The following is a 24,830-nucleotide window of genomic DNA, read 5'->3' as shown; positions in this document are numbered from 1 at the left end:
CTTGAAATGTTAAATAGGGTTAAATAAATAATGATAATTTTAATATGATGTAAATAGATAACCAACACGAGGTTAAGGGGTAAGATACATACTGGCTTCATAACATTTAAGTTTAATTTAGTACAAGATAGGCCCGTACTATACAGCCCTGAAACAAATGGGACGAAAGGCAGAAAAGCAGGGACGAAATGCATCGATCTGATCACTAAGCTCTTATCGCAATCTCTAAATCCTAACTATCCAAATTATTACAAAACACGCAGGCCTGTTTTTAAGCAGGGTATTTAAATAATTGTAACTTTATTATCCAAACCAATATACTTTTAAACCCATACTGTTTCACTCATGGAGAAGAGAAGAGAGTTTATAAAAAAAGTGGCAATTACTACCGGCGGCCTGGCTTTAGGCAGCCATACTTTTGGCTTTACCGCAAAAAGCTATAACCGGATAATTGGCGCTAATGACCGTATTCACGTAGCTATTATAGGGCTTAACGGCCGTGGCGGCAGCATGTGTACCACGTTTGCCAAACAACCCAACTGCCTGGTAAATACCGTGTGCGATGTGGATTCAAGAACAATACCCGTTACGCAGAAAAAAGTAGCCGCGGCTGCAGGTGGCACTTCGCCAAAAGGTGAAGGCGACGTGCGCAAGGTAATGCAGGACAAAGATATCGATGCCATTTATATTGCAGTACCTGATCACTGGCATGCGCCAATGGCTATAATGGGCTGCCAGGCAGGTAAACATGTATACGTTGAAAAACCGCTGAGCCATAACCCGCATGAAGGCGAACTGGCTGTACAGGCCGCGCGCAAATATAACCGCATAGTACAAATGGGCGCTCAACGCCGGTCGGCACCATTGGCTATACAATGCGTGCAGGAATTGCATGACGGTATTATAGGCCGGGTAGGTTTTGCCAAAGCATGGTATACCAATAACCGTAAACCGCTAACCTTAAAACCTGCTGCAGTGCCCGATTGGTTGAACTATGAGCTATGGCAAGGGCCAGCCCCGCGCCAGCCTTACCAGGACGGGTTGATCCACTATAACTGGCACTGGCGCTGGATCTACGGTACAGGCGAGGCGCTGAACAACGGCACGCATGAGGTTGACCTTGCCCGCTGGGGATTGGGTGTCGACCTGCCAAGCCGCGTTTCATCAATGGGCGGCAGGTACCAATACCAGGATGCCTGGGAAACTCCGGATACACAAATTGTAACTTTAGAATATCCAAATCGTGTGATGCTGATGTGGGAAAACCGCAGTTCGAACGGTAAAAAGATCGAAGGCCAGGACCGTGGTGTGATCTTCTACGGCGACAAAGGCAGCATTAATACCGATGGTGAAGAATACCAGGTGTATGACCTTGATGGCAAGATGATAAAAGAGGTAAAAAAACAAGGCCCTGCCGAGGACGCTTCTATCCAGGGGCGTAATACCGCCAGCCCGAGCTTGGGTATGGACAGCATGCACGTGGCTAACTTTTTAGAAAGCATCCGCGATAATAAAAAACCAAATTGCGATGTAGAGCTGGGTTACAAGAGTGTGGTGGCTATGCAACTGGGTAATATTTCATGGCGCGTAGGCCGTGACCTGCATCTTGACCCTAAGAACGCGCACATATTGAATGACCCGGAAGCACAAAAATTATGGAGCCGCACTTACGAGCCGGGATGGGCGCCTAAAGTTTAATTTGTTATATTTAACCGATAACCAAATCAATTAATTCATGCGGAAACACACTGGATTAGGCAGCGCCTTATTGGCTTCGGCTGCTTTTATATTATGCTCGGGGATGACCAATGGCGATGTGCCTGTAAAACATCCGGCAGTTAAAAAAAATATTGCTAAACATGCTGTTGTAGAAACTTCGCGTATGGCATGGTGGAGCAAGGCTCGTTTCGGTATGTTCATTCACTGGGGAGTATATAGTGTTCCTGCGGGTGTGTATGACGGTAAAAAGATGCCCGGTTTGGGCGAATGGATCATGCATGATGGCAAGATACCCGTGGATACTTACCAGGCGTACGCCAAAGATTTTAACCCTACAGCCTACGATCCTGAAAAGTGGGTGCAACTGGCTAAAGCTACAGGTGTAAAATACATTGTTATAACCACCAAACACCACGACGGTTTTGCCATGTTCGACTCGAAAGCTAGCGACTGGAACATTGTTAAAAGAACACCTTATGGTAAAGATGTAATAAAAATGCTGGCCGATGCCTGCCGTAAATATGGCATGAAGCTGGGTTTCTATTACTCGCAGGCTAACGACTGGAACAATCCGGGCGGTGCGGCAGCGGGCGGCCATTGGGACAAAAAGCAGGATGGCAGCTTTGATACTTACCTTGATAAAGTGGCTATCCCACAGATAAAAGAGATCTTAAACAACTATGGCGATGTGGCCGAGCTTTGGTGGGACGTGCCTACAGATATGACCAAAGAGCGCGCCGCTAAGATCACGCCGCTTCTTAAAGATCATCCAAACATTATTACCAATAACCGCTTAGGGGGCGATGTTCAAGGCGACCTGGAAACGCCTGAGCAATATATACCGGCTACCGGTATCCCCGGCCGATACTGGGAAACCTGTATGACGATGAATGACACCTGGGGCTTTAAAACCTATGACGATCATTGGAAGTCGAGCAAAACATTGATCCGTAATTTAATTGATATTGCCTCAAAAGGAGGTAATTATCTATTGAATGTCGGCCCTAAATCAACAGGCGAATTTCCGGAGCAAAGTGTAGAGCGCTTAAAAGATATGGGTGCCTGGATGAAGGTGAATAGTGAAGCTATTTATGGCACAACAGCTAGTCCATTCAAAAAACTGACATGGGGCAGGGTTACTACAAAAGAACTGCCAAATGGCAATACCATACTTTATTTGCATGTGTTTGATTGGCCGGCCAATCATGATTTAATAGTGCCGGGCTTAAAAAACAAAACGATATCAGCAACAGTATTGGCAACTGGAAGTAGTTTAGAAATAAGAGGAGTTAATGAAGGTTTATCATTAGCGTTATATGGGTCTGCTCTTGATCAAAACGCGACAGTTATTAAACTGCAGATCAAAGGTAAACCCGACGTAGAAACGGTGATTCCTTCGGCCAATGCTGATGGTTCGTTTGTTTTAAATCCTGATGATGCCGATACCAAAGGCGGTGTGCAGTCAGAACATAACCCGCCCAACCTGGGTTACTGGACAAATCCGAAAGCTACTGCTTCATGGCAAATTAAAATAACTAAGCCCGGAACTTATGCGGTTGCAGCGCCTGTAGCCGCTGCGTCAGAAGGTAATAAAATTTTTATTCAGGTTGGCAACCAAACTTTAACCGGAAATATTCTTAATACAGGTAGTGATGGACATTACACATTACATGGTTTTGGGTTTATAAAAATCGATAAACCCGGTATAAATACTATTACTGTCACGCCGGTAGCAGAAAACTGGCAGCATATTAACTTACGTGAGGTTCATTTCAATTTCGATAAATAAAAAAATGAAGAAAAATATATTCCTGGTAACATGCCTTTTATTTGCAGTTAGTTTTGCTAAAGCAGCAAAGGTTGATACCGTTACAACCCATAGCGATGCTATGAATAAGGATATTAAGGCGGTAGTTTACACGCCCGACGGTTACACGCAGGGTAAAGAATATCCAACTGTTTACTTGCTTAACGGTTATGGTGGCGGTTATAAAGACTGGGCCAGAAGCGCCGCTAAATTGAAAGAAAACAGTGACCTGTACCATATTATTATTGTTTGTGCCGATGGCAATATCGGCAGCTGGTATTTTGACAGCCCTGTTGACCCATCGTACAGGTACGAAACCTATATATCAAAAGAACTGGTAGCCTATATTGATAAAAACTACCAGACCATAAAAAAACGCACCGGCCGCGCCATTACAGGTTTAAGTATGGGCGGGCATGGCGCCATGTACCTGGCCATTAAGCACCAGGACGTTTTTGGCGCGGTGGGCAGCATGAGCGGCGGGGTAGATTTCAGGCCGTTTCCTAACAATTGGGATATTGCCAAGCGCCTGGGTACTTATGCCGAGCACCCTGATAATTGGGAAAAAAATACGGTTACTAATTTACTGTACCTGTTAACGCCTAACTCATTAGCCATAACTTTTGATTGCGGTGTAGATGATTTCTTCTTTAAAGTAAATACCGAGCTGCATGAAAAACTGATAGAGCGTAACATTCCGCACGATTTTACCGCACGCCCCGGCGCGCATACCTGGGAGTACTGGACAAATTCGGTTAACTACCAGTTGTTGTATTTTAATACTTATTTTCAAAAGAATAACCCGAAATAGCAATACGACATTTGATTAAACTAATCTTTTAAGCTAATTATGAATGTTTTTAATAGAATCGAGATTGGAAATAAATTTTTGTTTTTTGCAGGAACTTTAATATTTATTTCTGTTTCTTGGTATTCTACTGCTAAAAATGATAACAATTATTTTATTTTATTTCTGACTATTTTAGGCGGAATTATCATGTGCTTAGGTATTAAAAGATCAAAAGGAGAAACAAATAATTAAAATGTTTGGCGAGCATTGGCCGGTGCGATTCCCCGCTGTTCGAAGTTTGCAACTTCGAACGACTATGCGTGTGGTTTAAAACTACATTGCGGACAATAGTCGGAGACTATGAGCATAGTGGTCCGAAGTTGCAAACTTCGGACAGCCTTTACAGGGGAACTTATTAGCAAATTACAACACTAACTGAATACATTACATGTCTTACCAACCATCACCAGAAAGATATAAAACAATGCCTTACAAGCGCAGCGGCAAGAGTGGGTTAAAACTGCCTGCTGTTTCCTTAGGCCTGTGGCAAAACTTTGGCTATTATGATCAACTTGAAAATAGCCGCAATATCCTTAAAACGGCATTTGACCACGGCGTTACCCATATTGACCTGGCCAATAATTATGGGCCGCCGCCGGGATCGGCAGAGGAGAATTTCGGCAGGATCCTGCATTCTGATTTCCGCGACCACCGTGATGAACTGATCATATCGTCAAAGGCTGGCTATACCATGTGGGACGGCCCTTATGGCGATTGGGGCACCAAAAAATACCTGGTATCAAGCCTTGACCAAAGCTTGAAACGGATGAAGCTGGACTATGTGGATATATTTTACCACCATCGCCCCGACCCGGAAACCCCGCTGGAAGAAACTATGGCAGCGTTGGATCTGATCGTTCGCCAGGGTAAAGCTTTGTATGTGGGTATTTCAAACTATAAAGTGCCAGAAGCTAAACAAGCCATTACCCTGCTAAAACAAATGGGTACGCCCATCATTATCCATCAGCCTAAATACTCCATGTTTGAGCGTTGGGTTGAAGGTGGGTTATTGGATGTGCTGGAAGAAGAGGGGATAGGCTGTATACCGTTCTCGCCACTTGCACAGGGCTTACTAACTGATAAATACCTGCACGGTATCCCTGCTGATTCTAGAGCGTTAAAAATCGGCGACTCGCTGACTGAAAACAGCATCACACCGGATAAAATAGAAAAAGTTAAAAAGTTGAATGAGCTTGCCCAACAACGTGGGCAAAAACTGGCGCATATGGCGTTGTCATGGATCTTAAAAGACGACCGTATAACTTCGGTACTGGTAGGTGCCAGCAAACCTGAGCAATTGCTCGACTCGTTAAAATGCCTGGAGAATACCAAATTCAGCCAGGAAGAGTTGAATATAATTGACAATATTTTAAAATAGCGCCCGGGATTTGAGCGATTCCCTCCCAACGGGAGGGTGCAGGGAGGGGTTTGGCCGTGCGCCTCAACCTCTCCCTGCTATTGCACTTTTCCACCACATTCCTCCCGTGTGGGATCAAGCCTAAAAAGTTTGGCCTTTTGTATTGTCGTTTAGTTTAAAACTGCCATCGCCAATGCCGCCATTGGTATCAATGCCCGAAATTTTAATGGTGTATTTATCTTTAATGTCCGAGGTGTAAAAAGATACCCTCGCCTTGCCATTCTGGTCGGTGGTAATATTGGGGTCCCAATAAAGCGTGGTGCGGTAATCAGGCACGGTAACATTTGATGTTACATTATATTTAGGGCTATAAAATTGCTGCGGATATAGTAAAGGCAATGGCCGGTAACTTACTACACCAACGGGTTTACGCCTGTACCAGCCCATGCCTTTGGCTGTAGTTACCTGTACAACAGCAAAAGGATCGCAGGCAAAGCACAACCTGTTAGTGTATTTTCTGCTGTAACTTATCTCAAGGCCTATTAAACCGGGAAGTTTATAGTCGCCAAGGGCATCCATTACATCACCTCTGATCGGTGAAAACCCAAACCAGTCTTTTTGCATACGCGTTGGGTATATAAAAATCTTATTATTAGTAATATCCGGAGGTATGCCGTCTGTAAAAGTATCTATATCAACAGATACAGGCCCTCCGTCTATTCTTAAGTCGACAGCTAATCCATTAAATGAAAGTATCGGAAGTGTCATTTCAATGCCTCTAAAATTAACTACTCTGGTGCCCAATATGCTTAGTCCCGGCATTTTTTGACGCAGCAATTCATAAAGGTTAGTAGTTGCAGATTTTTTAATATCCTCCTCATCATATATTTCGTCAGCTTCACCGGCCCCAAACGGATTCATGGTGCCTTTAATTATTTTTCTACTCTTAATCTTTACCTCTTTTAAAACCCGCCCGGTTAGCTTAAGGTTTGATTCATCGTTTTTTTCTATTGCTCTTTTTAAATTATTTAGTTGCGTGCTATCTGTATTTATATACCAGGGCAATATCGGTTCCTTATAATCTCCGGATATAGGCGGCATGGTTAAACGGTCTACCGTTATGGCACCAAAATTTATTTTCTTCCCTTTTGTATTGTTGGCCTGTATGAAAAATGACCCCGAATCTATAGGTGGCAGATTTTTAAATACGTATACACCATTATTGTCTACATTGGCCGTAGTAATAAATGCCGGTTTTTGTGATGATAGCAGCACTGATGCATTTTTTAGTGGTTTGTTTGTTACATTGACCACTTTACCGGTAATTACCAGTTCTTTCTCTGCTTTAAAAGCAATTGCTTTTGGTTTAGTAAACACATCTTTCCAGTCATAACCCGTCCAGCCCTGGGTAAGCATCAGGTTATCCAACGCCTGCCAGGCATCTTTATCTTTCCTGTTGATATAATATCCCGGCGACTCAATATGCCCCTTCAATTCGGAATTGATCAGCAGGCTTGCAGCGATGCCGTTATTATCTAAACTATCAGGCTTAACCTGCGTGTCGTCATTTACGGCCAGCGAGAAATTGCCCTGCACCGGGATGCCGTTTTTATCCTTCACCTCAATCTCTAAACCAACGCTATCGCGTTTAACATAGGCCGTTTTATTGGGCGATACTTTTATATTAAGCCCGTCTTTATTGTCAATAAAGACCGCACGCTCGTTAAGCGGGCGCCGGCCTTTTAATAAAGCAAAACGGATCATGCCGGATGGAAATAATTTCTTGGGTACGGTAAGCTCCGTTTGGCCGGGCGCTATTTTTTCTGAGTAATAAGCCATACCACGCGATGTGCCTATGATATAGCAAGCACTGTCGGTACCTAATGAATTTGCACCTTCTATTGAAATTTTGATGTCCTTACCTTGTTCAGCGTTGCTGACATGCATTACCGCACCAACCGGGCTAATGGCCGGCAGCCTGAAGCTTTTGATAGTAGATTGAGCGATCTTGGCGGTATACATCTCGCCGGCTTTTGGTGTAAATTCAAATGAGCCCATACCATTATGTAATGAGGCAAATGTTGTTACCGCGCTGCCTTTACTATCATATATTGACCCTGATACATTTGCCCCGCTGCCGCTTTCTGCAATGGCTTTAAAACCAACTACAGATTTTAAACCCGCAACCAGCTTACCACCCTCGGGCAAAAACTGCAGATCGATCTTTTGATTACGGTTTATGTGCAGCGGAACTTGTAAAGTTTTAAAGTTATCGCCTTTTTCAAGACTAATGATCTGTGCCCTGATGTGATGACCATCCATTTTTTCTTTTAAGATACCGCCGAATTTTAATGAGCCGTCAATACCCGTTTGCATATCTTCTTTAAACAAGTAATGATCGCCGTCATAGATCTTAACCTCGACTTTTTTTACCGCCACAGGCAATAAGAATTTATCAGCGTGGTTTAGTTTTAGCTCCACCTGCAACTGGTCTTTATCGGCTACCTGATTGATGGATACGGTTGATTTTACCAGCCAGGAGTCGGACGATGGTTGTCCCAGGTAAAACCTCTGGCTAAAAATATAATCCTGACCAAAGTTTTGCATCCAGTTGGTAAATGCCCGCAATGTATAGCCACCTTCGCGGAAGATATTTTTTGATAACGGGATCTGTCCCCAACCAATTCCGTCCTTAATGGGTATGCTGATGTGCCTAACCATTTCAGCGGTATCATTATCTAACTCCACGTATAATATTCCGCTTAATTTTGATGGCTGATAGTTGTTATCCAATACATAGCTTTTAAACCAAAGGGTATCGCCGGTATTGTAATAAGGTTTGTCGGTATGCAGGTAAACTTTCTCTGCCGGCAGGCGTTTGTTTAGGCTACCCAGCGAGTCGGTGATAAGCGATAAACCTTTATCAGTCGAAGCCGTTAATACGGTACCTGCACCGTTACCCATTGCTGCCTGGCTGCCATCCACGGTGTAATGGAACACCTGTCTGCCCAGCTCGCCGGCTGCGTTAATACCTTCTACCACAACGCGGTAAGTGCCCGGGCCGTCGGCGTTAAAAAAGTTAAAACTGGTTTTGCCCGAAATATCTGTTTTTAGGTATGGGTTCCAGTAAACGGTGGTGCGCATATCAGGTACCTTATCCGCATTGCCCGGCCGGTCATAACGCGGCGAATAAAACTCGCGTACTTTGTTGAAGCCTTTAGGGATGATATTGGTTATACTTGGAGTATAATTTTTTCTGATATAGCCTCTCTTTGTGTAGATCAGCATGCTCGGGCCGCCTAAGTAAGACATTAATGCCTTATTTGTAGTTACCATATCTATTTTCTCAATAGATTCACCATCTACTAAACCATCATTAAACACTTGTTCAACCTCCCAGCTTTTTAGTGGGCGCCCATCTAAAATAACTGCTACATTTGGCATAAACCCACCTATATTCGGGTCATATGTAAATATTACACCTTTTAATTGCCCCTGTAAATAGATGGCTAATATTGGCGCATTTTCAGGGATATTCATTTTATAAGACTGGTCTGCGTGCCCCTCGGGTATTTGATACATGCCCTGGTCTTTATATGGTGGTGGTGCAGGTTTTTTTGCCCTGATTCTTACCTCGCGTAACCGGTGCACCTGGTCAAGCCTGCCTAATTTTTCGTTTATATCGTCTTCTTTTTTCTCATTATCAAGATAGGTTTTAAGTGTGCCCGTGATATTTGCGCTAACATCTTGAAAATTAGGATTTTTGTTTAATAGTAATTTAGGGACACTATCGAGTGTCACAATGGTTTTATCGCTATTCTTCGCTGTCCTGGCCTGTATGGTAAACTTAATACTATCGGTAACAAACATGTTGTCAAACCTGAACCTGCCGTTGGCATCACTGGTAGTGATTTTGGTAGCGCCGGCCCTTAATGCCATCAGCATCACATTGGCGTTTGCCAAAGGTTTATGGCTAAGCGTGGTTACCATACCAGAAATATTCAGACCTAAGCCTTCAACCGGGAAAGTAGGTTTAACGCTAACCATATTACTCAATTCCTTCCATTCAAACCTGCGGTAGCCCTGGGTCAGCATCAGGTTGTCCAGCGCTTTATCGGTTTCGTCATTGTCATTGATAAAATAATAATTGGGTTTTTCTACATATCCTTTAATGTCCGAAGTAAGCAGGATATTTGAAAAGATCGTACTCTCGCCACTTTCATCCACCGGCATTTTGCTTTCATCGGTCACTGCTACAGAGAAATTACCGAACGTAGGCTTGCCCTTACCGTCTTTGGCTTCCAGGTCCATCAGCACATGCTCTTTGCTGCCATAAGTGATTTTAGTGCTGCTAATAGCCAATTGCATTTTATCTTCCCCCTTGATAAAAGCTATCCGCTCATTCAACGGGTCGCCGTTGCCATCAAAGAGGGTAAACTGGGCTATGCCGCTTGGGAAAGATCGCTTCTCTAACCAGATAGAAGTTATGGGCCTGCCTATTGTCATTGGCGAGCCAAAAATGGTTTCGCCGCTACTGTGTACAATAAGGTTTACGCTACTATGCAGCTTATTTGCAGATGCGCGAATCCGCACCAGTACACTGTCTTTATTAGGCTGGTAAACGCTGAGCACATAACCATCGTCCAATGCCTTGGGTAAGGGTATTGCCCTTGTAGAGCCATCGGCGAAAGTGATATTGGCCGTATAGCTTTTACCGGCCTCAGGTTTTAACAAAAAGCTGCCCATGCCGGCGTGCAGGGTATTGATCTCTGTTACCTGGTTATTGGTTTCATCAACTATCTTTCCTTTTATGGCGGTGCCCAGCCCATCAACACTAACTGCCTTAAATGCTACTTTTGACGATATACCATTTACCAGGCTGCCGCTTTCGGGGAAAAACTGTACGTCGGTTTGCATCAGGCCGGCCTTGATCGGAAAATCTTTGCTTACCGGGAATTTATCAGTACCCTGGATACTGGTGTGGATATAAGAGCCGATCAAATTCGCATGCTGGTCATTTACGATCTTTACCGGTACATTGCCAGACAAGTCTGTCTTTACATTTTGCGACCATACAGGCCGCTTACCGATCATAAGTGTGTACCGCACATTCCTGCCTGCAATGGGCTTGCCTGAATTATCGGTATAGTTAAGCATGGCGGTAAGTATCGGCTTGCCGTTTACATCATGGTAATTATAATCTGCTTTGGTGACGATGTTATCACCGATATCGCCTACGGCAAAAGTATGGTCATAAAAGTACTCAGGCCCGGCATTGCGCATCCATTGCGTATAGGCGCGGATACGGTAACTGCCTTCTTTTAATTCATCGCTTAAAATAAAATCGCCCATCACCATACCCGAGGTCACCGGTAGTTTTAATGACCTCACCAATGAGTCCTGCTCGGTGATCAGGTCGACATACACCGCACCGCTAAGCGCCGACAATTGGTGCCTGCTGCCAATGGTGAGATAACCTTTAAACCAAATGGTATCGCCCAGGGCATAATAGGGTTTGTCCATGTGCAGGTACACTTTTTCCTGCGGGATAGAGTCGGTCCAGAATTGTAAAGCTGTTACCAATTTATCAATGGGTTCTTGTCCCTTTCGGGTAAAAGCAAATAATACAAATAAGGAAAATAGCAGGCAAATCCTTGCAGGCAAACTGATCAGCGTTTTCATATAATAGATAGGTTTAGGTAGAAAAAATTACGCTAAAAAACAGCTTAGATCAAATAGGGTAAAATACCTGCACAAGAGCGACAGGTATTTCTATATAGGTTTATAATTGGTTAATACTAATGTAAAGAACTTATTACATATATCCAAAAAATATTTCAGATAATAAAATGTTGTTTTACAGGAAAATAAGAAAGCCGTAAAGCTGGTATGATGCGCTATTATTTTACAGGCCCGGTAGCATAATCCATAGCCTGCTGGAAGGTGGTAACCCAGATATCAGCCTCGTTAGCCGTTAGGTAATTTAATAACTGCTGGTGTGCTTCGGCAGATACGGTAAGGTAATCGCCGCCCACGCCGTGAAACATGATAACACCCATACCGCCCGTTTTTTGTACGCTCTTTACAAAGCTGATCAGCTTGTCTGAGGTTTCGCCGCCTTCAAGGCCATAAGAGGGTACCTGTAGTTTATCCAGCTTTTTAAAGTCGGTAATTACGGCATCTACATCACCACCCACACGCGCGTATTTTACCAGGCCGAATTTTCTTAAGGTATCCGCATAATCAACATTGTTACCCACTGTGGTTTCAGTACACGGATAGGCATAGGTACGCGTTGTTTTACCGTCAATAGCAAACAGGAAATGGTTCATGTAATCTATCTCGTGGATCATGGTGTAAGGCGTGTAACGATCTGATAACATAGTATTGTCATTGCCCGGTGCGCAGGGATGAAAAATGGTATGGTTAGCTAATTCGTAACCTTTACGCGCCAGTTTGCGCCAGCGTGGGATAGTAGTACGATCAACATACCCGGTAAGAAAAAACGTAGCCTTAAAATTTGCAGCTTCCAGTTGTGGTATGGCTATGTTGAGCTGTGACAGCAGTGCGTCATCATAAGTAAGCACAATGGTTGCTTTTTTATGATGGGGCCAGTTAACGGTCGACTGGGCACGGGCCATAAACCCGCTGAGCAAAAGCAATACAAGGAAAGGTCTTATCATCCAGACTGTTTTAAACGTACTATACTAAGATTTGCTTTGGCTGTATTAATTGTTTCGGGCAATTGCTGAAAGCGACTATGCCCGGTAATGCATACTCCGCAATATAAGTATTTAATAAAATAATAAAAAGAGCGGGTTAAGCTTTTTTACCTGAACGAAAAAGCCCCGCGGTTATAGATCCGCAGGGCATTTGGTATCGTAAACATTCGCTTAATTGATGATCACAAATTTTTTCCTGAAAATGGATGTCGATGTCCTGATCTCCATAATATAGACACCTGTTATCAGCCCGGTTACAGTTATTGCGGTGTCGTTGCTTGAATTGTTAACGGTTCTGAGCAGCGCGCCGCCAATATCAAATATTTTTAGCGACCGGATAGGATCTGTGCTTTGTGCTACAGTGATCTTATCCTTACCCGGATTTGGGTACAGCGTAGGCGCCGATGAATTGCCTATGTTTACATAAGCCGGTGCCGAGTAGCTTGTTTTGCCATCTAAACTCACTATCCTTAACCGGTAATAATTATTCCCCTTGTAAGGGTTCATTACCTCGTAAGTATAGGTGTTCATAAACTTGCCTTTGTTTACCGCTGCAATGGTATCAACATCTGTAAAATGCAGGTTGTCTGCGCTTTTTTCTACCACAAAGCTGCCAATGTTGCCTTCAAGCGTGGTAACCCAATTCAACATAACGGTTTTGCTAAGGGTTAAACTGGCGGTAAAGCTTTTTAACTCCAACTCCATAATGCCCGAGAAAAGGTAATTATCAACCGTGGCTTTTGACAGCACGGTGTTGCTGTAACTGCTTATTGAAAGGCCGATGTAAACCGGTACATCAGCGCCAAAACCAAGCTCTGTTGGTTGGCCAACCGCGGTCCAGTTAACGCCGTCGGGCGAGATGGATGCCGTGTAAAGCGATTTTACCTTGACCAGTTTGATCCAGTACGGCGCTTTTACTGTTGTATTGGTAACAGTGGTGTTATTGCCATCCGTATTTAAGCGCGATTGGAATATAGCGCTGTTATCAGTCAAACCGATAAACGCATATTTAGCACCAGGGGCCATGCTTTCGCGGATCATGATGCCGGCCGCGGCGCCCGATTGATCCATGGTAACAACCCTGGCTTTTACTTCGCCATCGCCCACCAGGGTTTTATAGGCAAAATGCAAAGCATCCGTAGTAAGTGATTTACTCCTGCCTGATCCGTTCAGTTCGAATGTGTCATTGTTATAGCAGGCAGATCCGGCTATGCCCACATCGCCAATGTCCTGGGTAGTCCATCGGGTAGGCAAAGCACCGCAAACGGTAGTACATTTAAGCGTAGAGAAAGATGCAACAGCCGAGTAAACACTTGTGCCGCCGGCAGTACATGCTGCCTGCACTTTGAACAAGTAATCTGTAGCACACGAAAGCCCTTGTATAGTAATGCTGTTAGTGGTAACAGGTACGGTTGTCCAGTCGGTTGCGGCAACGGCTTTGTATTGTACATTATAACTTGAAGCACCGGTTGATGTCCATTTCAGTACCGCCGAGTTTTCATAAATATTTACCTTGTCTAAACCGGTTGGCGGGTCGCAATCGCCGGCATTCTTGGTGCCATATACCTCAAATTCATACAATGAGTAGGCGTAAGGGCTGCCCCGCTCCACCATATTCACACGCACATACCTGCCTGTACCTCTTAGGGAAATATAATCGTCAAAATCGGTATTGTTAGTGATGGATTTAATAGTTTTCCATGCTTTTGCATCATCAGACACCTGTATGTCAAACGCTTTTCCAATAGCAGCTTCCCATCTTAACACAACACGGCATAGGTCATAACGCCCGCCCAAATCCACGTAAATGTATTGATTATCTATGCCGCCGCTTGCCCAACGGGTGTTCAGGTCGCCGTCAAATGCCTTGTCTACCGTCGTTTCAGGGATGCCCTCGTCAGACGAAGCAAAACCTTGTTTATTAAGGGCGATGTTTGGCGAATCACAAGTGTCAAGCGAATTTTTTACCAGTCCGTATACATTCAACATATTTGAAAATGTACCCAGGTAAACCTTACCGTTAACAATGGTAGGGCAGTTAAATTTAGCGTAATTACCTACAACATCATTTGGGGCGGATGATGAGTTCCAAAGCTCCTTAGTGACATCTGTAGCCGAGAAGGCGCGTAAAATGCCCGGCCTTACCGATTGATTGGCATCGCCGTTTGCGGCATAGGTTGTCCATAATATGGCAGTCGAGTCTACTGATCCGTTTGAGGATATAGACAGAAACGCACCGCTATTACCTACCGGCCCCTGTGCGCCGCTGCTGATGGTGCTGTCAAGGTTAAACTGTCTTTTAGCCTTATCCAACAAAAAAGCTTTTAACAACCCGTTTTCTGACCATGAATAGGTGAGCTCTTTTTTCTGACCTTTGTAATAGGCAAATGAAGATCGTAGGTGGGCGTTTACACCCAGGTTAATGGTTTGCAACGGTTGGTTAGCATCGGCATGGTAGCTGCCCATGTTATCACGGTCAAGCACATAGATATTTCCGTCCTTACATGCAGTCATACACATGGTTGTTCCGGGGATAAGCATGATCTCTGTTACACCAAAATCAAGGTCAGATTGTTCCAGCTCATCGATATTATTAGGTGTAAAGAATGATTGTACGGTTAAAGTAGAATTTTCAGGCTTTAATTTAATGGCACTTTCCGACCGGTTGGTTACATCAGAGTAATCTGCACCAACACCAACTGATCCATTACCAACAGACACATATAAGTTGCCGGTTTCATCGGCAGCAGGTGCGGCACCGCTCATCCAGATACCGCCGTTATAGCCTTGCGGGGTAGTATTATACACGTATTTTTGAGCGAGGGTGGTTTTATCATAACCCATTACCCAGCCATGGTAAGGCCCCCAATCGCAATGCGATGCCCAGGCAAAGTAAATGACACCGTTTAACAGCAATATGCCGCAGCGCTGGTTCTCTTTTTGCGGGTCGAAGCTTAATTTTCCGCCGATGCTGCCATCACCATTGCTGTTTATTTGCGCGGTGACCAATTTAGGGCTGTTTGGTTTTTCTTTCCCGGTAGTAATATCAAGCGCGTGGATATATTGCTCATAAACATTGGTAGTAGTATTCACACTGCGTGCGAGCAGGTAAATGGTATTGGTAGTTGAATCGATAGCCGGGGTGCTGACAATACCTATATTGCCCGAGAAGTCACGATACCCGCCGCCGCAGGCTCCAGTCATATCGGTGTTTGCAATTACCCGCGACCCTTTGGGTGTTAAATTAAGTTGCCAGTAAGGCGCGGTAACTTTTGCCGAGTCGGCATCAAAAGCATAGACCGAGTTGTTAACGGTAGCAACAAACACCACATTTTTTTTGCCGACATTAGGCAGGGTTAAATTTAGTTTTACCAGTGGCTGAGCGTAGATCTGGTCGTCAACTGCTCTTGAAAATATTTTACCGAAACTGCCCCGTTTAACATTTTTTGTATTCAGAACGGTTTCGTGGCTATACCAGCCGGTGCGGTACAGATCGTTATGTTGCGTCAACACATCTTTTTGCGCGAAAACGGCAAAAGGCAGTAATAAAAAGCAGGCAATTACTACATAAATAAATTTATGAGTTAATAGCCAAGACATATCTTTTTTAAGCGATAGTAAAGGTTTAATCATTAATCAGGGAAATTGGTTACCACTAAGCTACATTAAAAGTATTTAAATAGATAAATAATTAATATTAAAAATACATTAGACGCTTTGTGCCACAGTTTGTTGTACGGATATTCCTGGCGTGAATATGGCTTGGATGCACCATCATATTATTAATATAATATTTGAGAAAGAGGTTTATGATAATATGTGCCGGCTTAGAGGCATATATCAGGGCAAATATGCCAGGGGCAGGCTAAAATAAAAAACAGAACCAATACCGCTTTGGCTTTCTACCCAGATCTTACCATTATGCCGGCGGACGATCTCTGCGCTTAAATACAACCCGATGCCAAAACCGGCAATATGGCGGGTATGATTGGTTTCTACACGGTAATAGCGGTCGAACACTTTCGTTAGGTCATCAGCCTTGATACCCATACCGCCGTCTTTTACGCTTACCTGTACATCTTCGCCAACTATTTGGCATTTAACTTTAACAATTTCACTTTTAGGGGAGTATTTAACGGCATTGCTTAACAGGTTTGAAACTACTGAGCCTATCTTTTCCCTGTCGGCGTGCATAACCACATGTTCATGAACTTCAAATTCAAACTGGTGCGATGATACGGTAAGCCTGTGCTCGGCAATCACCTCATCTATCAGGGTCACCAGGTCAAAATCGCTTTTATCTATCAGGATCTGTCCCGACTCAAGCCGCGAAACATTCAGGAAACCGTTGATCAGGTTATTCATGCGTTTAACCTGCGAGTTTGCCCTTTCCATAGCGCCTGCCAAAAACGGGTCTTCGCTGTTTTTTAGCTTCAAATTGGCAACCTGTACTATCGCGCTTAGCGAGGTCAGCGGAGTTTTTAACTCATGGCTGGCCATGCCGATGAAGCCGTCTTTTTGTTGCTGCAACAGTTTGCCTGCCTCAAGTTCAGCTTCGAGTTTCTTTTTGGTAGCTAACAGTTCTGTTTCGCTTTGCTCTATTTTTCTGCGTGCCATTACCTGTTCGGTCACGTCAATTGATATGGCCAGGATACCCAGTATATGGCCTTCCAGGTCGCGGTACGGCTGGTAAACAAAGTTCTGATAAACGGTATCCTGCACCCCGTAGCGGACCAATGACACCGGCTGCTCGTCGGCGGTAAATGCCTGGCCCGTGTTGTACACGTTTGCCATCACTTCTTCCAGCCCTTGTTCACGGGCATCAGGCAGGGCGTCAAAAACGGGTTTGTTTACAACATCGGCCCTTGGTTTGCCCCAGATCTCGAGCATGGCCGTATTTACCAGCTCAACAATGTGTTGGGGGCCGGTTAACAGGCATATGGCCACAGGCGCTTGTATGATCATGCTGCGAAAGTTACGCTCGTTCCTTTCCAGCTTTTGTTTGGCCAGGTTCAGGTCGGTAACATCCGCGGCGGTGTTTAGTACGCCATATACCTTGCCTGTTTTATCAAGTAAAGGTGTAAAGCTGTAGTTGAAGTAAAATACGGTCAGTTTGCCATCAATAGTTATGTCGACCCGCTGGTTGCGTGCATGAAAGGGGATGCCTGTGGTGAACACGCCATCTAACAGCGGGTATATATCCTGCTCTTCCAATTCGGGCAAAAGGTCATAATAGGTGCGGCCTATAACCTTGCTGCCCTTACCCCATACATCAATAATGGCCTGGTTGGCCTGGGCTATCCGCATCTCGCGACCTATATAAACAGCGATAGGGAAGGGCGCGCTTGCTACCAGCGCGCGGATCTGCTGCTCGCTTTCAGTTAACCGGTCTATCGAGGTTTGCAGTAGTTTTTGGGCTTCGGAAAGCTCTTCGTTGGTTACCGTCAGTTCTTCGTTAGATGCTGCTATCTCCTCATTGGTGGCGGCCATTTCATCATTGATCTCCTGTAACGACTGCCTTGCCAATACCTTATCGGTAACATCGGTAGCGACAATCATAATGCCTGTTACCTTGTTATCAATGTTACGGGTGGGTTCGTAAACAAAATCAACATGTACTGCTTCAGGTACACCATTACGGATCAGCATGATCTCATGCTCATGGGCGTGGTAGGTTTCGCCGGTTTGCATTACACGGCTGGTAATGGGTTCGTAGATAGCTTTGGCTTCAATTATAACATCCCAATAGGGGGTGTTGTAAAACTGCTCGCGTTGTTTACCAACTATCTCCAGGAACAGATCATTCACCTCTTCAACATACAAGGGTTCGCCGCTGATCAGGCACATACCGACAGGGGCCTGTCTGATCATGTTGCGGATGTTTTGCTGGCCTATGGCTAACTGCTCGTTCTTAGTTGTCAGCTCATTGTTTAAATGGAGTATCTCCGCCTGCGATGCCTTTAAGTCTTTGTTGGCCTGCTCTGTTTTCTGACGGGCGTTTACCTGCATGGTGTTCTCAAATACCCAAACCGCTACTTTGTTGACCTTGCCCTCACTGTTTTTAATGGGCGAGTACACAAAGCTTACAAACACCGTTTCGGGCTTGCCATGCCTTATCAGCATTAACTCAACTTCGTCGGCATGGTAGGGCTGGCCAGTTTGTACAACATTGTTTAACGCTGCTTCATAACGCTGCCGGGCTTCTGCAAACGCGTCCCAATAATACTTACCTACTATGGCATCGGCTGGTTTGCCGGCTACTTGTACAAACTTGTCATTAACCATCTCGGCTACCAGGGTGGCGGCATCCAGTATGCAAATGCCTATCGGCGCGGTAAGCACTGTGTTATACAGATCCTGGTTGTCCCCGGGTTTCATGGCTTATTGTGGTTTGCGAAAAAAGTATAGTAAAGTTAGTTCAATTTATTGAACAGGCATATAAAGTAAATCATAAACCGACGAATGACGCGCTTGTTTTACCAGCACCTAAAAAGAGTGACGTTTTGATCGCCCAAAAGATCTGTTGTACCACGGTGCGGTGTACCAAACTGAATGTGTCCCGGCGATACACTTTGATACACCTGTTTTTGTAACAGATTGATAATTAATAAATTGATTTTGTGAAATTGACTTCATGATACAGTTTGGCACACTTTTCATGACTTATAAGTAGTTTTTCTGGTGTTTGATTTCTGACAGTATAGCGCCACCATTTTTTAATTAATGTTTATTAGGACATGCGCAAGCAGAATGCTTGCTGCATTTTAGGTCGAAGTTTTTAAACTTCGACCAGTGGGGGTAAAGCCAGTTCCACCTACACAATTTTTGGTTATGCCGCCAACAGAGGCAGTAATGGTTGTAGAAGGTTTCTTTGCATCTTTCTTACACGAAAATAATAATAGTGAAAAAAGGACTGCTATCTTAATCGTTCTGATTATTGATTTTACCATAGCCTTATTTATAAAAAACTTTGAAATTAAATTTGCCTGATACAGTTTTCATTTTGCCGTCCCTTGAAAGAAGTTCACCACTAAAAGTACCCGATACGTGTTTATGACTTATATCTGTAATGGTTATTATGCTTGGGTGGTCACCGACCTGGGCAGAACCAAAAGCATTAGGGTTGTTATCAAAATCATAGTCCGGGGGGAAATATGCGATTTGTGTGGGCTTGTAGCCATTAATGGGGCTTTCATTACTATAAGTACCAACTTTTATAGGCTCATAAGAAGAAATTGAAAGATTGAAGCCTTCTTTATTGATAACCGCACTCATACTGATATAATCAGGATCATAAGTATCGCTAAATTCGTAAATATCATCTCCGCTGAAAGCTTTTGTAGACCCATCAAATGTAGCGATGATGGTATTTAAGGCAACTTCCGACTTTTTACAAGAAAAGAGAAATATTAATGAACAGAATAAAATAAGTAGGTTTGGTTTCATAGCTTATTCAATTAATGTAACTTACTCAAATATAATTAATTAAATATTAAATACTTTAAATAATATATATTTAATTAGTATAATTCAACCAGTGGGGAGCAGTCGAAGTAAGAGCATTTTCTAAATAATAGAGGTTGTCCTTTCGATAGAGCATGCGGAGGGCGGTGGGAAGCCCGTGAAAGAGAAATCTTTTACGAAAGACAGGGCGAAAATGCATGGCGTACAAGATTTCTCCTTACGCCAAAGCGCAGTCCCCCTCAGGTTCGTTCGAAAGGACACGGCGATTTTATGATTTCTCGTTAAATTAATTTACATAAATTTAATACTATAAAATCTACGTGTTTTGTAGATATATTTATATTTGACCCTGCAACCGGCTTTGGCAGAGTTTAATTGATTGACAGAAGCCATATTGCATAAACAAATTATAAATACAATATTTAACACCCCAAACTAATTAGCAAACCAAACACTTATTATGACAACAACTGATACTGAAACAACTGCAACAAGATCTTCTGCCTGGAAAGAACTTTGGTCGAAAGAAGACTGGTGGGCGGTTTGGCTTGGTTTGGGCATTGTGGCCCTGGCCTATATCTTTTACCTGTCGGGTTCCAGCATTTCGTGGATCGCGGTGTCGCCGGCCAAATGGTCTACCTTATCACAACTGACTGGACAGTTTGCTAAAAACGGCATCAAATACCTGGCCTTGCTGGTGGTATTATTGATACTCTTTACAATTGTGGTATCACGTATCGGTCAAAAACCAAAGGATTTTATCCCTGCATTTACTTTTGTTTTTGTTATCTCTACTATTGTTTATTCTCTTGGCAGCTGGGAACAGGCCAGTAAGTATACGCTTGAGCCGCCTTTGGTAGCACTTGGACTCGGCCTGCTTATCTCTAACCTGATCAAATTACCCCGCTGGCTTGATGCCGGTTTCAGGGTTGAGTTTTATATTAAACTGGGTATTATCCTGTTAGGAGCCACCCTGCCTTTTACATTGATACTATGGGCCGGACCGGTAGCCATTTTACAGGCTTCTATTGTGTCATTGGCTACGTTTCTTACTATTTTCTTTGTTGGCCGCAAATTAGGGCTTGACCGCCGTTTAGCAGCTGTTTTAGGTGCAGGCGGAGCCGTTTGCGGTGTGTCGGCATCAATAGCTATCGCCGGTTCTGTCAGGGCTAAAAAAGAACATCCGCCTGTGGCGATAAGCCTTGTGGTGATCTATGCCATCATTATGATCTTTGTATTACCGGTAGTTTGCCGCTTGCTTCAGTTACCGGCGGGCATTGGCGGTGCATGGATAGGCACATCAGAGTTTGCAGATGCTGCCGGTTTGGCCGCAGCGCAATCATACGGTGGTTTGGCAGGCAGCCATGGCATTGCCGGCTCGGCAGACCAGGCAGTTGCAGCCTATACCCTGATAAAAGTTATCGGCCGCGATATATGGATAGGCATCTGGGCATTTGCTTTAGCGCTGATATCGGTTACTTACTGGGAGCCGTCAGAAACTACCTCAAAAGTACAGGTTGGCCAGATCTGGACCCGTTTCCCTAAGTTCGTGATCGGCTTTTTAGTGGCTTCTATCTTAACGTCCATCATTATACACGGCAATACACTGGCCGAATACAACAAAGTAGTAAAGCCGGCACTTATAACCCCAATTACCGCCTTACGCACCTGGGCCTTTACCTTTAGCTTTTTCAGTATCGGTTTAACCACACGTTTCCGCGAATTGGCATCTGCCGGCAGTAAACCTGTAATAGCTTTTACCGTTGGTGTAATTGTGAACGTAGTTTTGGGCTATGTGCTATCGGTACTTGTTTTTGGCCATTACTGGTCTACCATAGTGACGCATTAATTATACATGAAGATATTTGATCTGCTTCAATCAGGTAATTCAGGACCGGTTTGCCGGGACTGCGTTCACTTTGAAAACGATCCGGCCATTATAGAAAAAACATATCCCGGGCTCGCTATCATGAGTTCGGGATATGCATCTGTGCGTGACTGCGATGGTATCTGCAACTTCAATGATCTTTACCTTTCGGCACATGACAGTTGCCCTAATTTTACAGCGAGGGCGGGTAAAGCCGATAGATAATTATAATCATCAAAATTTACAATCGGATAGCGTGAGATGTGCCCGAAGAGAGACTCGAACTCTCAATGGGCTGTACGAGTTCGAATCTCGTTCCGGACACATGCTGGCCGAGTTTAGCATACCATATACTGGTCGAAGTTTAGCAATAGCGTAAATCGTCTCGCTATGTTGCAAGCTTCCAGCTTGCGATAGTTAAGGTCGTATCAGTTTCGGTTCCCAAAGCCTATCAAGCAATATTTGTTCAAGTTCTTCTTTTGTAACGCTTTGCTCGGCGCAGAATTTTTTTAATTCTTCGTCATCTTCTATAGTTAATTTCCAAAGCTCGCCTAGTTTTTTAGCCAGCATATTTCTCTGCAAGCGCGTAGACAGCCAGTCCTTCAATTTATCCAACACCATATCTATTAGATAAAACAATACAAAGAATACCATGTGTTCTTTGAAAGGTGTTGGAAGCCATAGCTGCTTGTTAAAATAACTTTCTATAAAATTAGATGTATCTTCGAGTTTCCAAGCTAACCAGCCGCTAAAAAGCACGAAAGTGAACTTTAAAAAGTATCGTCCCAATGAAATATTCTTGACTTTACTCTGTATATCTTTTTGCAATTTTTCGATCTTAGCGCCTGTTTGTTGTCGTTGCTTTTCCACATCGATCTTTACGATAGATAAAAATTGATCGATTTCTTTTTTTATAGTTTCAAGTTGATCTACCGATGCTTTTACCTTATCATAGATATGAAATCTTTCATACAAATATTCCTGTTCATCTGCATAATCAAGAGTGTTCAGTTGAGTTTTGATCTCTGTAAGATCCTTGTAGTCGTTTAAATGCTTTAATAATTCGGGTGTTGTTGCCCAAAATTCTTTAGTTAGTTGCTCAAACTCCATTTCTTTACGATGCAAGAGCAAAATTGGCCCTCGAACAGTTGCTTCGTAGCGGTTATTACCGTAAAGCCAATACAAGTCTGTGACTACCTTCAACATGGTTTCGGCCGGGATCAAATTTTTATAAAACTCGTTAATTTGAAGATCTACTTCTATCATTGTTAGTTTAGCAGGTGGATTCATAATCAATAATTGAAATAAAAATAAAATTATTTATTAGATTGCTATTTTACAGGCCATGTTGATGGAACATAACTTCGGCTTGGGGTGTAATAAGTTTTAACTGGTGTCTATGCTTGAAAACTTCATGCTTATAATATTTTAGGTCGAGGTTTTAAACCGTATACTGGTCGAAGTTTAGCACAGCGTAACTTCGTCCAGATATGTTGCAAGCTTCCAGCTTGCGTTTATTTATTTGCAAGCAGAATGCTTGCAATATTTTAGCTCGAAGTTTTTAAACTTCGACCAGTATTGGGATTAGTTATGCAACAACTAAAGCTTTGGCGGAGAAACTGAAATTGATGCCCGAAGGTAACGTTGAGTTTTAACATTTTCCCAAACAATTAGCTTACGATCAAAAAGGCTCATTATTCTAATATCGCCGTCTTGTGAAATCACGATTCCGATGGAGCCTTCATTTTCGGCGCAATAAGTCATCATAGAACGATGCCTAGTTCCCAACTCTTGAGGATTCCGCTTTATTAAATTTGCATCCTTATATTCTGCATTAGGAGAATAATAAACTTCATTTGGTGGAGAAATATTTTCTATTACGGCGCCAAACCCCAATGTTTCTAACTTTTCGTTAAACACAATTAGACCGTCGACACAGGTTTGAGAGGCAATAAAGCGGATTGCCCCTTTTAACTCATTTGAAACTTCTTTTTTCCAAAACTCGACATTTATAAATAAATCAAAGTCATCTTTTGGAATCGTTTTGAGTCTACTAACTTTTCGTTTGATGTTTTCATATTGTAGAGATACTTTAACAAAACGGTTCATTGCGTAAAATAATCGTTTGTATACAAAAGGGTATTTAATATCGAGGTTTTTTTTGTCCTTTGTAATGAGTATTGCGCCGCCATGATGATACTTTCTAATTTGTATAAAAAGTCTAGAAAGTGTATCGCGCCAAACATTAAAAACCAATTCTTCAACCTCTTCATATTCTTCTTCCGGATAATTTTTTTTAAGAAACTGTTCAACATTTCGCAACGAGGACTTTGATTTTAACTCTAGTAAATCTGACAACTGGCCTATACCTAAAACGTCCAGAAAACTTTTTACCAGTATATGCTGGCGCAAAATACCAAGCAGTCGTCTGCCTCTTGTTACTGCTATAATACCTATACCTTGAATTGTTACTTGCAGTTCGCCAGGGAAAGCAGGCGCGCCATCTGATTCGTAGTTGATATAACTTTGATTATGAATTGCTTGATCGATTAAGCCGTGTATAAATAATTCCCCCGCCTCATCATAGTAAACTGCAATTGTAGTACTCCAAGGATCAGCTGCTTTTGAAATTTTTACAATGGATTTAGTGGTTAGAGGAATAGGCTCATTAAATGCTGTAAATTGCCAGTGATCAATAGGTTCTTCATCTAAATCGACTTCCTCGTTTTGTTCATCAGGATTGTAAAGGCAAACTGCAACTTGAGTTAGTTCTCCTTCTTCTGTTTGCATACTTGCGTAATACAGACAGTTAAATAAATCGGTCAGTAGAGTAGCTGAAGGTTTTGGCCGCTTAAAAGTTTTTAACCCCTTAAAATAATCGCTGACATATTTTGCAAGATCAGCAGGCTGGTCATGTTTAGGCATTGGTTGAGGATTTTTTAAAAGTAAAGAATTATTAACTAAAAGTCAAATTAGATATTTTAATTCGAATGACGTTTTGTCGCTAGTATTTTCGGTGTATTACAAATTTTCAACTTCAACCG

Annotated in this window: 13 protein-coding genes; 6 read left to right on the top strand and 7 right to left on the bottom strand. The window is 43.2% G+C overall.

Going from position 1 to position 24,830, the window contains the following annotated elements; genetic code table 11:
• Window positions 1–345: 345 nt before the first annotated feature.
• From FO440_RS00250 to mgrA, 4 genes are all read left to right on the top strand, one after another.
• Entirely contained in the window at window positions 346–1,698 is a 1,353-nt protein-coding gene (locus FO440_RS00250; RefSeq protein WP_144246228.1) for a Gfo/Idh/MocA family protein, read from the top strand.
• 37 nt (window positions 1,699–1,735) lie between these two features.
• On the top strand, window positions 1,736–3,508 hold the full coding sequence (locus FO440_RS00245) for an alpha-L-fucosidase (RefSeq protein ID WP_246104143.1): 1,773 nt from the start codon (window positions 1,736–1,738) through the stop codon (window positions 3,506–3,508).
• Window positions 3,509–3,512: 4 nt separating this feature from the next.
• A complete protein-coding gene (locus FO440_RS00240; protein ID WP_144246227.1) occupies window positions 3,513–4,337 on the top strand; it encodes an alpha/beta hydrolase in 825 nt (274 codons plus the stop codon).
• 427 nt (window positions 4,338–4,764) lie between these two features.
• Window positions 4,765–5,754: an L-glyceraldehyde 3-phosphate reductase gene (gene mgrA, locus FO440_RS00235; protein ID WP_144246226.1), complete on the top strand. Its 990-nt coding sequence runs from the start codon at window positions 4,765–4,767 to the stop codon at window positions 5,752–5,754.
• Between the two features lie 120 nt (window positions 5,755–5,874).
• Here mgrA and FO440_RS00230 read toward each other — a convergent pair whose 3' ends face one another.
• From FO440_RS00230 to FO440_RS00210, 5 genes are all read right to left on the bottom strand, one after another.
• Entirely contained in the window at window positions 5,875–11,415 is a 5,541-nt protein-coding gene (locus tag FO440_RS00230; protein ID WP_144246225.1) for a carboxypeptidase regulatory-like domain-containing protein, read from the bottom strand.
• 218 nt (window positions 11,416–11,633) lie between these two features.
• Window positions 11,634–12,416: a polysaccharide deacetylase family protein gene (locus tag FO440_RS00225; protein WP_144246224.1), complete on the bottom strand. Its 783-nt coding sequence runs from the start codon at window positions 12,414–12,416 to the stop codon at window positions 11,634–11,636.
• A gap of 210 nt (window positions 12,417–12,626) precedes the next feature.
• Window positions 12,627–16,055 (bottom strand): galactose-binding domain-containing protein, encoded by a 3,429-nt coding sequence (locus FO440_RS00220; RefSeq protein WP_186292535.1) that lies wholly within the window; start codon window positions 16,053–16,055, stop codon window positions 12,627–12,629.
• 240 nt (window positions 16,056–16,295) lie between these two features.
• Complete coding sequence (locus FO440_RS00215; protein ID WP_144246222.1) at window positions 16,296–18,833, bottom strand: PAS domain-containing protein; 2,538 nt, start codon at window positions 18,831–18,833, stop codon at window positions 16,296–16,298.
• A gap of 576 nt (window positions 18,834–19,409) precedes the next feature.
• Complete coding sequence (locus FO440_RS00210; protein ID WP_144246221.1) at window positions 19,410–19,901, bottom strand: hypothetical protein; 492 nt, start codon at window positions 19,899–19,901, stop codon at window positions 19,410–19,412.
• A 478-nt stretch (window positions 19,902–20,379) separates the two neighbouring features.
• Between FO440_RS00210 and FO440_RS00205 the strand changes: the two genes are divergently transcribed.
• Together FO440_RS00205 and FO440_RS00200 are read left to right on the top strand one after the other, a co-directional pair.
• Window positions 20,380–21,768, top strand: coding sequence for a YeiH family protein (locus FO440_RS00205; RefSeq protein WP_144246220.1), 1,389 nt, complete (start codon window positions 20,380–20,382; stop codon window positions 21,766–21,768).
• A 6-nt stretch (window positions 21,769–21,774) separates the two neighbouring features.
• A complete protein-coding gene (locus FO440_RS00200; protein ID WP_144246219.1) occupies window positions 21,775–22,011 on the top strand; it encodes a hypothetical protein in 237 nt (78 codons plus the stop codon).
• 192 nt (window positions 22,012–22,203) lie between these two features.
• On the opposite strand, the gene FO440_RS00195 is transcribed toward FO440_RS00200, so the two are convergent.
• Together FO440_RS00195 and FO440_RS00190 are read right to left on the bottom strand one after the other, a co-directional pair.
• The gene (locus FO440_RS00195) at window positions 22,204–23,052 is read right to left on the bottom strand and encodes a hypothetical protein (protein WP_144246218.1); all 849 of its coding nucleotides are present in this window, start codon (window positions 23,050–23,052) and stop codon (window positions 22,204–22,206) included.
• A gap of 333 nt (window positions 23,053–23,385) precedes the next feature.
• Window positions 23,386–24,711: a putative sensor domain DACNV-containing protein gene (locus tag FO440_RS00190; RefSeq protein WP_144246217.1), complete on the bottom strand. Its 1,326-nt coding sequence runs from the start codon at window positions 24,709–24,711 to the stop codon at window positions 23,386–23,388.
• Between the last annotated feature and the right edge of the window lie 119 nt (window positions 24,712–24,830).

Origin of the sequence: Mucilaginibacter corticis (assembly GCF_007558865.1) — a bacterium.
GTDB lineage: Bacteria > Bacteroidota > Bacteroidia > Sphingobacteriales > Sphingobacteriaceae > Mucilaginibacter > Mucilaginibacter corticis.
The sequence above is the reverse complement of the archived record's forward strand: the minus strand, read 5'-3'. Positions and strand labels throughout refer to the sequence as shown.

Bases quoted from the DNA above. Each gene is read 5' to 3' on its own strand.
- FO440_RS00210 (WP_144246221.1), bottom strand. From the start codon at position 19,901: ATGAAACCAAACCTACTTATTTTATTCTGTTCATTAATATTTCTCTTT.
- FO440_RS00220 (WP_186292535.1), bottom strand. From the start codon at position 16,055: ATGTCTTGGCTATTAACTCATAAATTTATTTATGTAGTAATTGCCTGC.
- mgrA (WP_144246226.1), top strand. From the start codon at position 4,765: ATGTCTTACCAACCATCACCAGAAAGATATAAAACAATGCCTTACAAG.
- FO440_RS00195 (WP_144246218.1), bottom strand. From the start codon at position 23,052: ATGATAGAAGTAGATCTTCAAATTAACGAGTTTTATAAAAATTTGATC.
- FO440_RS00215 (WP_144246222.1), bottom strand. From the start codon at position 18,833: ATGAAACCCGGGGACAACCAGGATCTGTATAACACAGTGCTTACCGCG.
- FO440_RS00225 (WP_144246224.1), bottom strand. From the start codon at position 12,416: ATGATAAGACCTTTCCTTGTATTGCTTTTGCTCAGCGGGTTTATGGCC.
- FO440_RS00240 (WP_144246227.1), top strand. From the start codon at position 3,513: ATGAAGAAAAATATATTCCTGGTAACATGCCTTTTATTTGCAGTTAGT.
- FO440_RS00250 (WP_144246228.1), top strand. From the start codon at position 346: ATGGAGAAGAGAAGAGAGTTTATAAAAAAAGTGGCAATTACTACCGGC.
- FO440_RS00205 (WP_144246220.1), top strand. From the start codon at position 20,380: ATGACAACAACTGATACTGAAACAACTGCAACAAGATCTTCTGCCTGG.
- FO440_RS00190 (WP_144246217.1), bottom strand. From the start codon at position 24,711: ATGCCTAAACATGACCAGCCTGCTGATCTTGCAAAATATGTCAGCGAT.
- FO440_RS00200 (WP_144246219.1), top strand. From the start codon at position 21,775: ATGAAGATATTTGATCTGCTTCAATCAGGTAATTCAGGACCGGTTTGC.
- FO440_RS00245 (WP_246104143.1), top strand. From the start codon at position 1,736: ATGCGGAAACACACTGGATTAGGCAGCGCCTTATTGGCTTCGGCTGCT.
- FO440_RS00230 (WP_144246225.1), bottom strand. From the start codon at position 11,415: ATGAAAACGCTGATCAGTTTGCCTGCAAGGATTTGCCTGCTATTTTCC.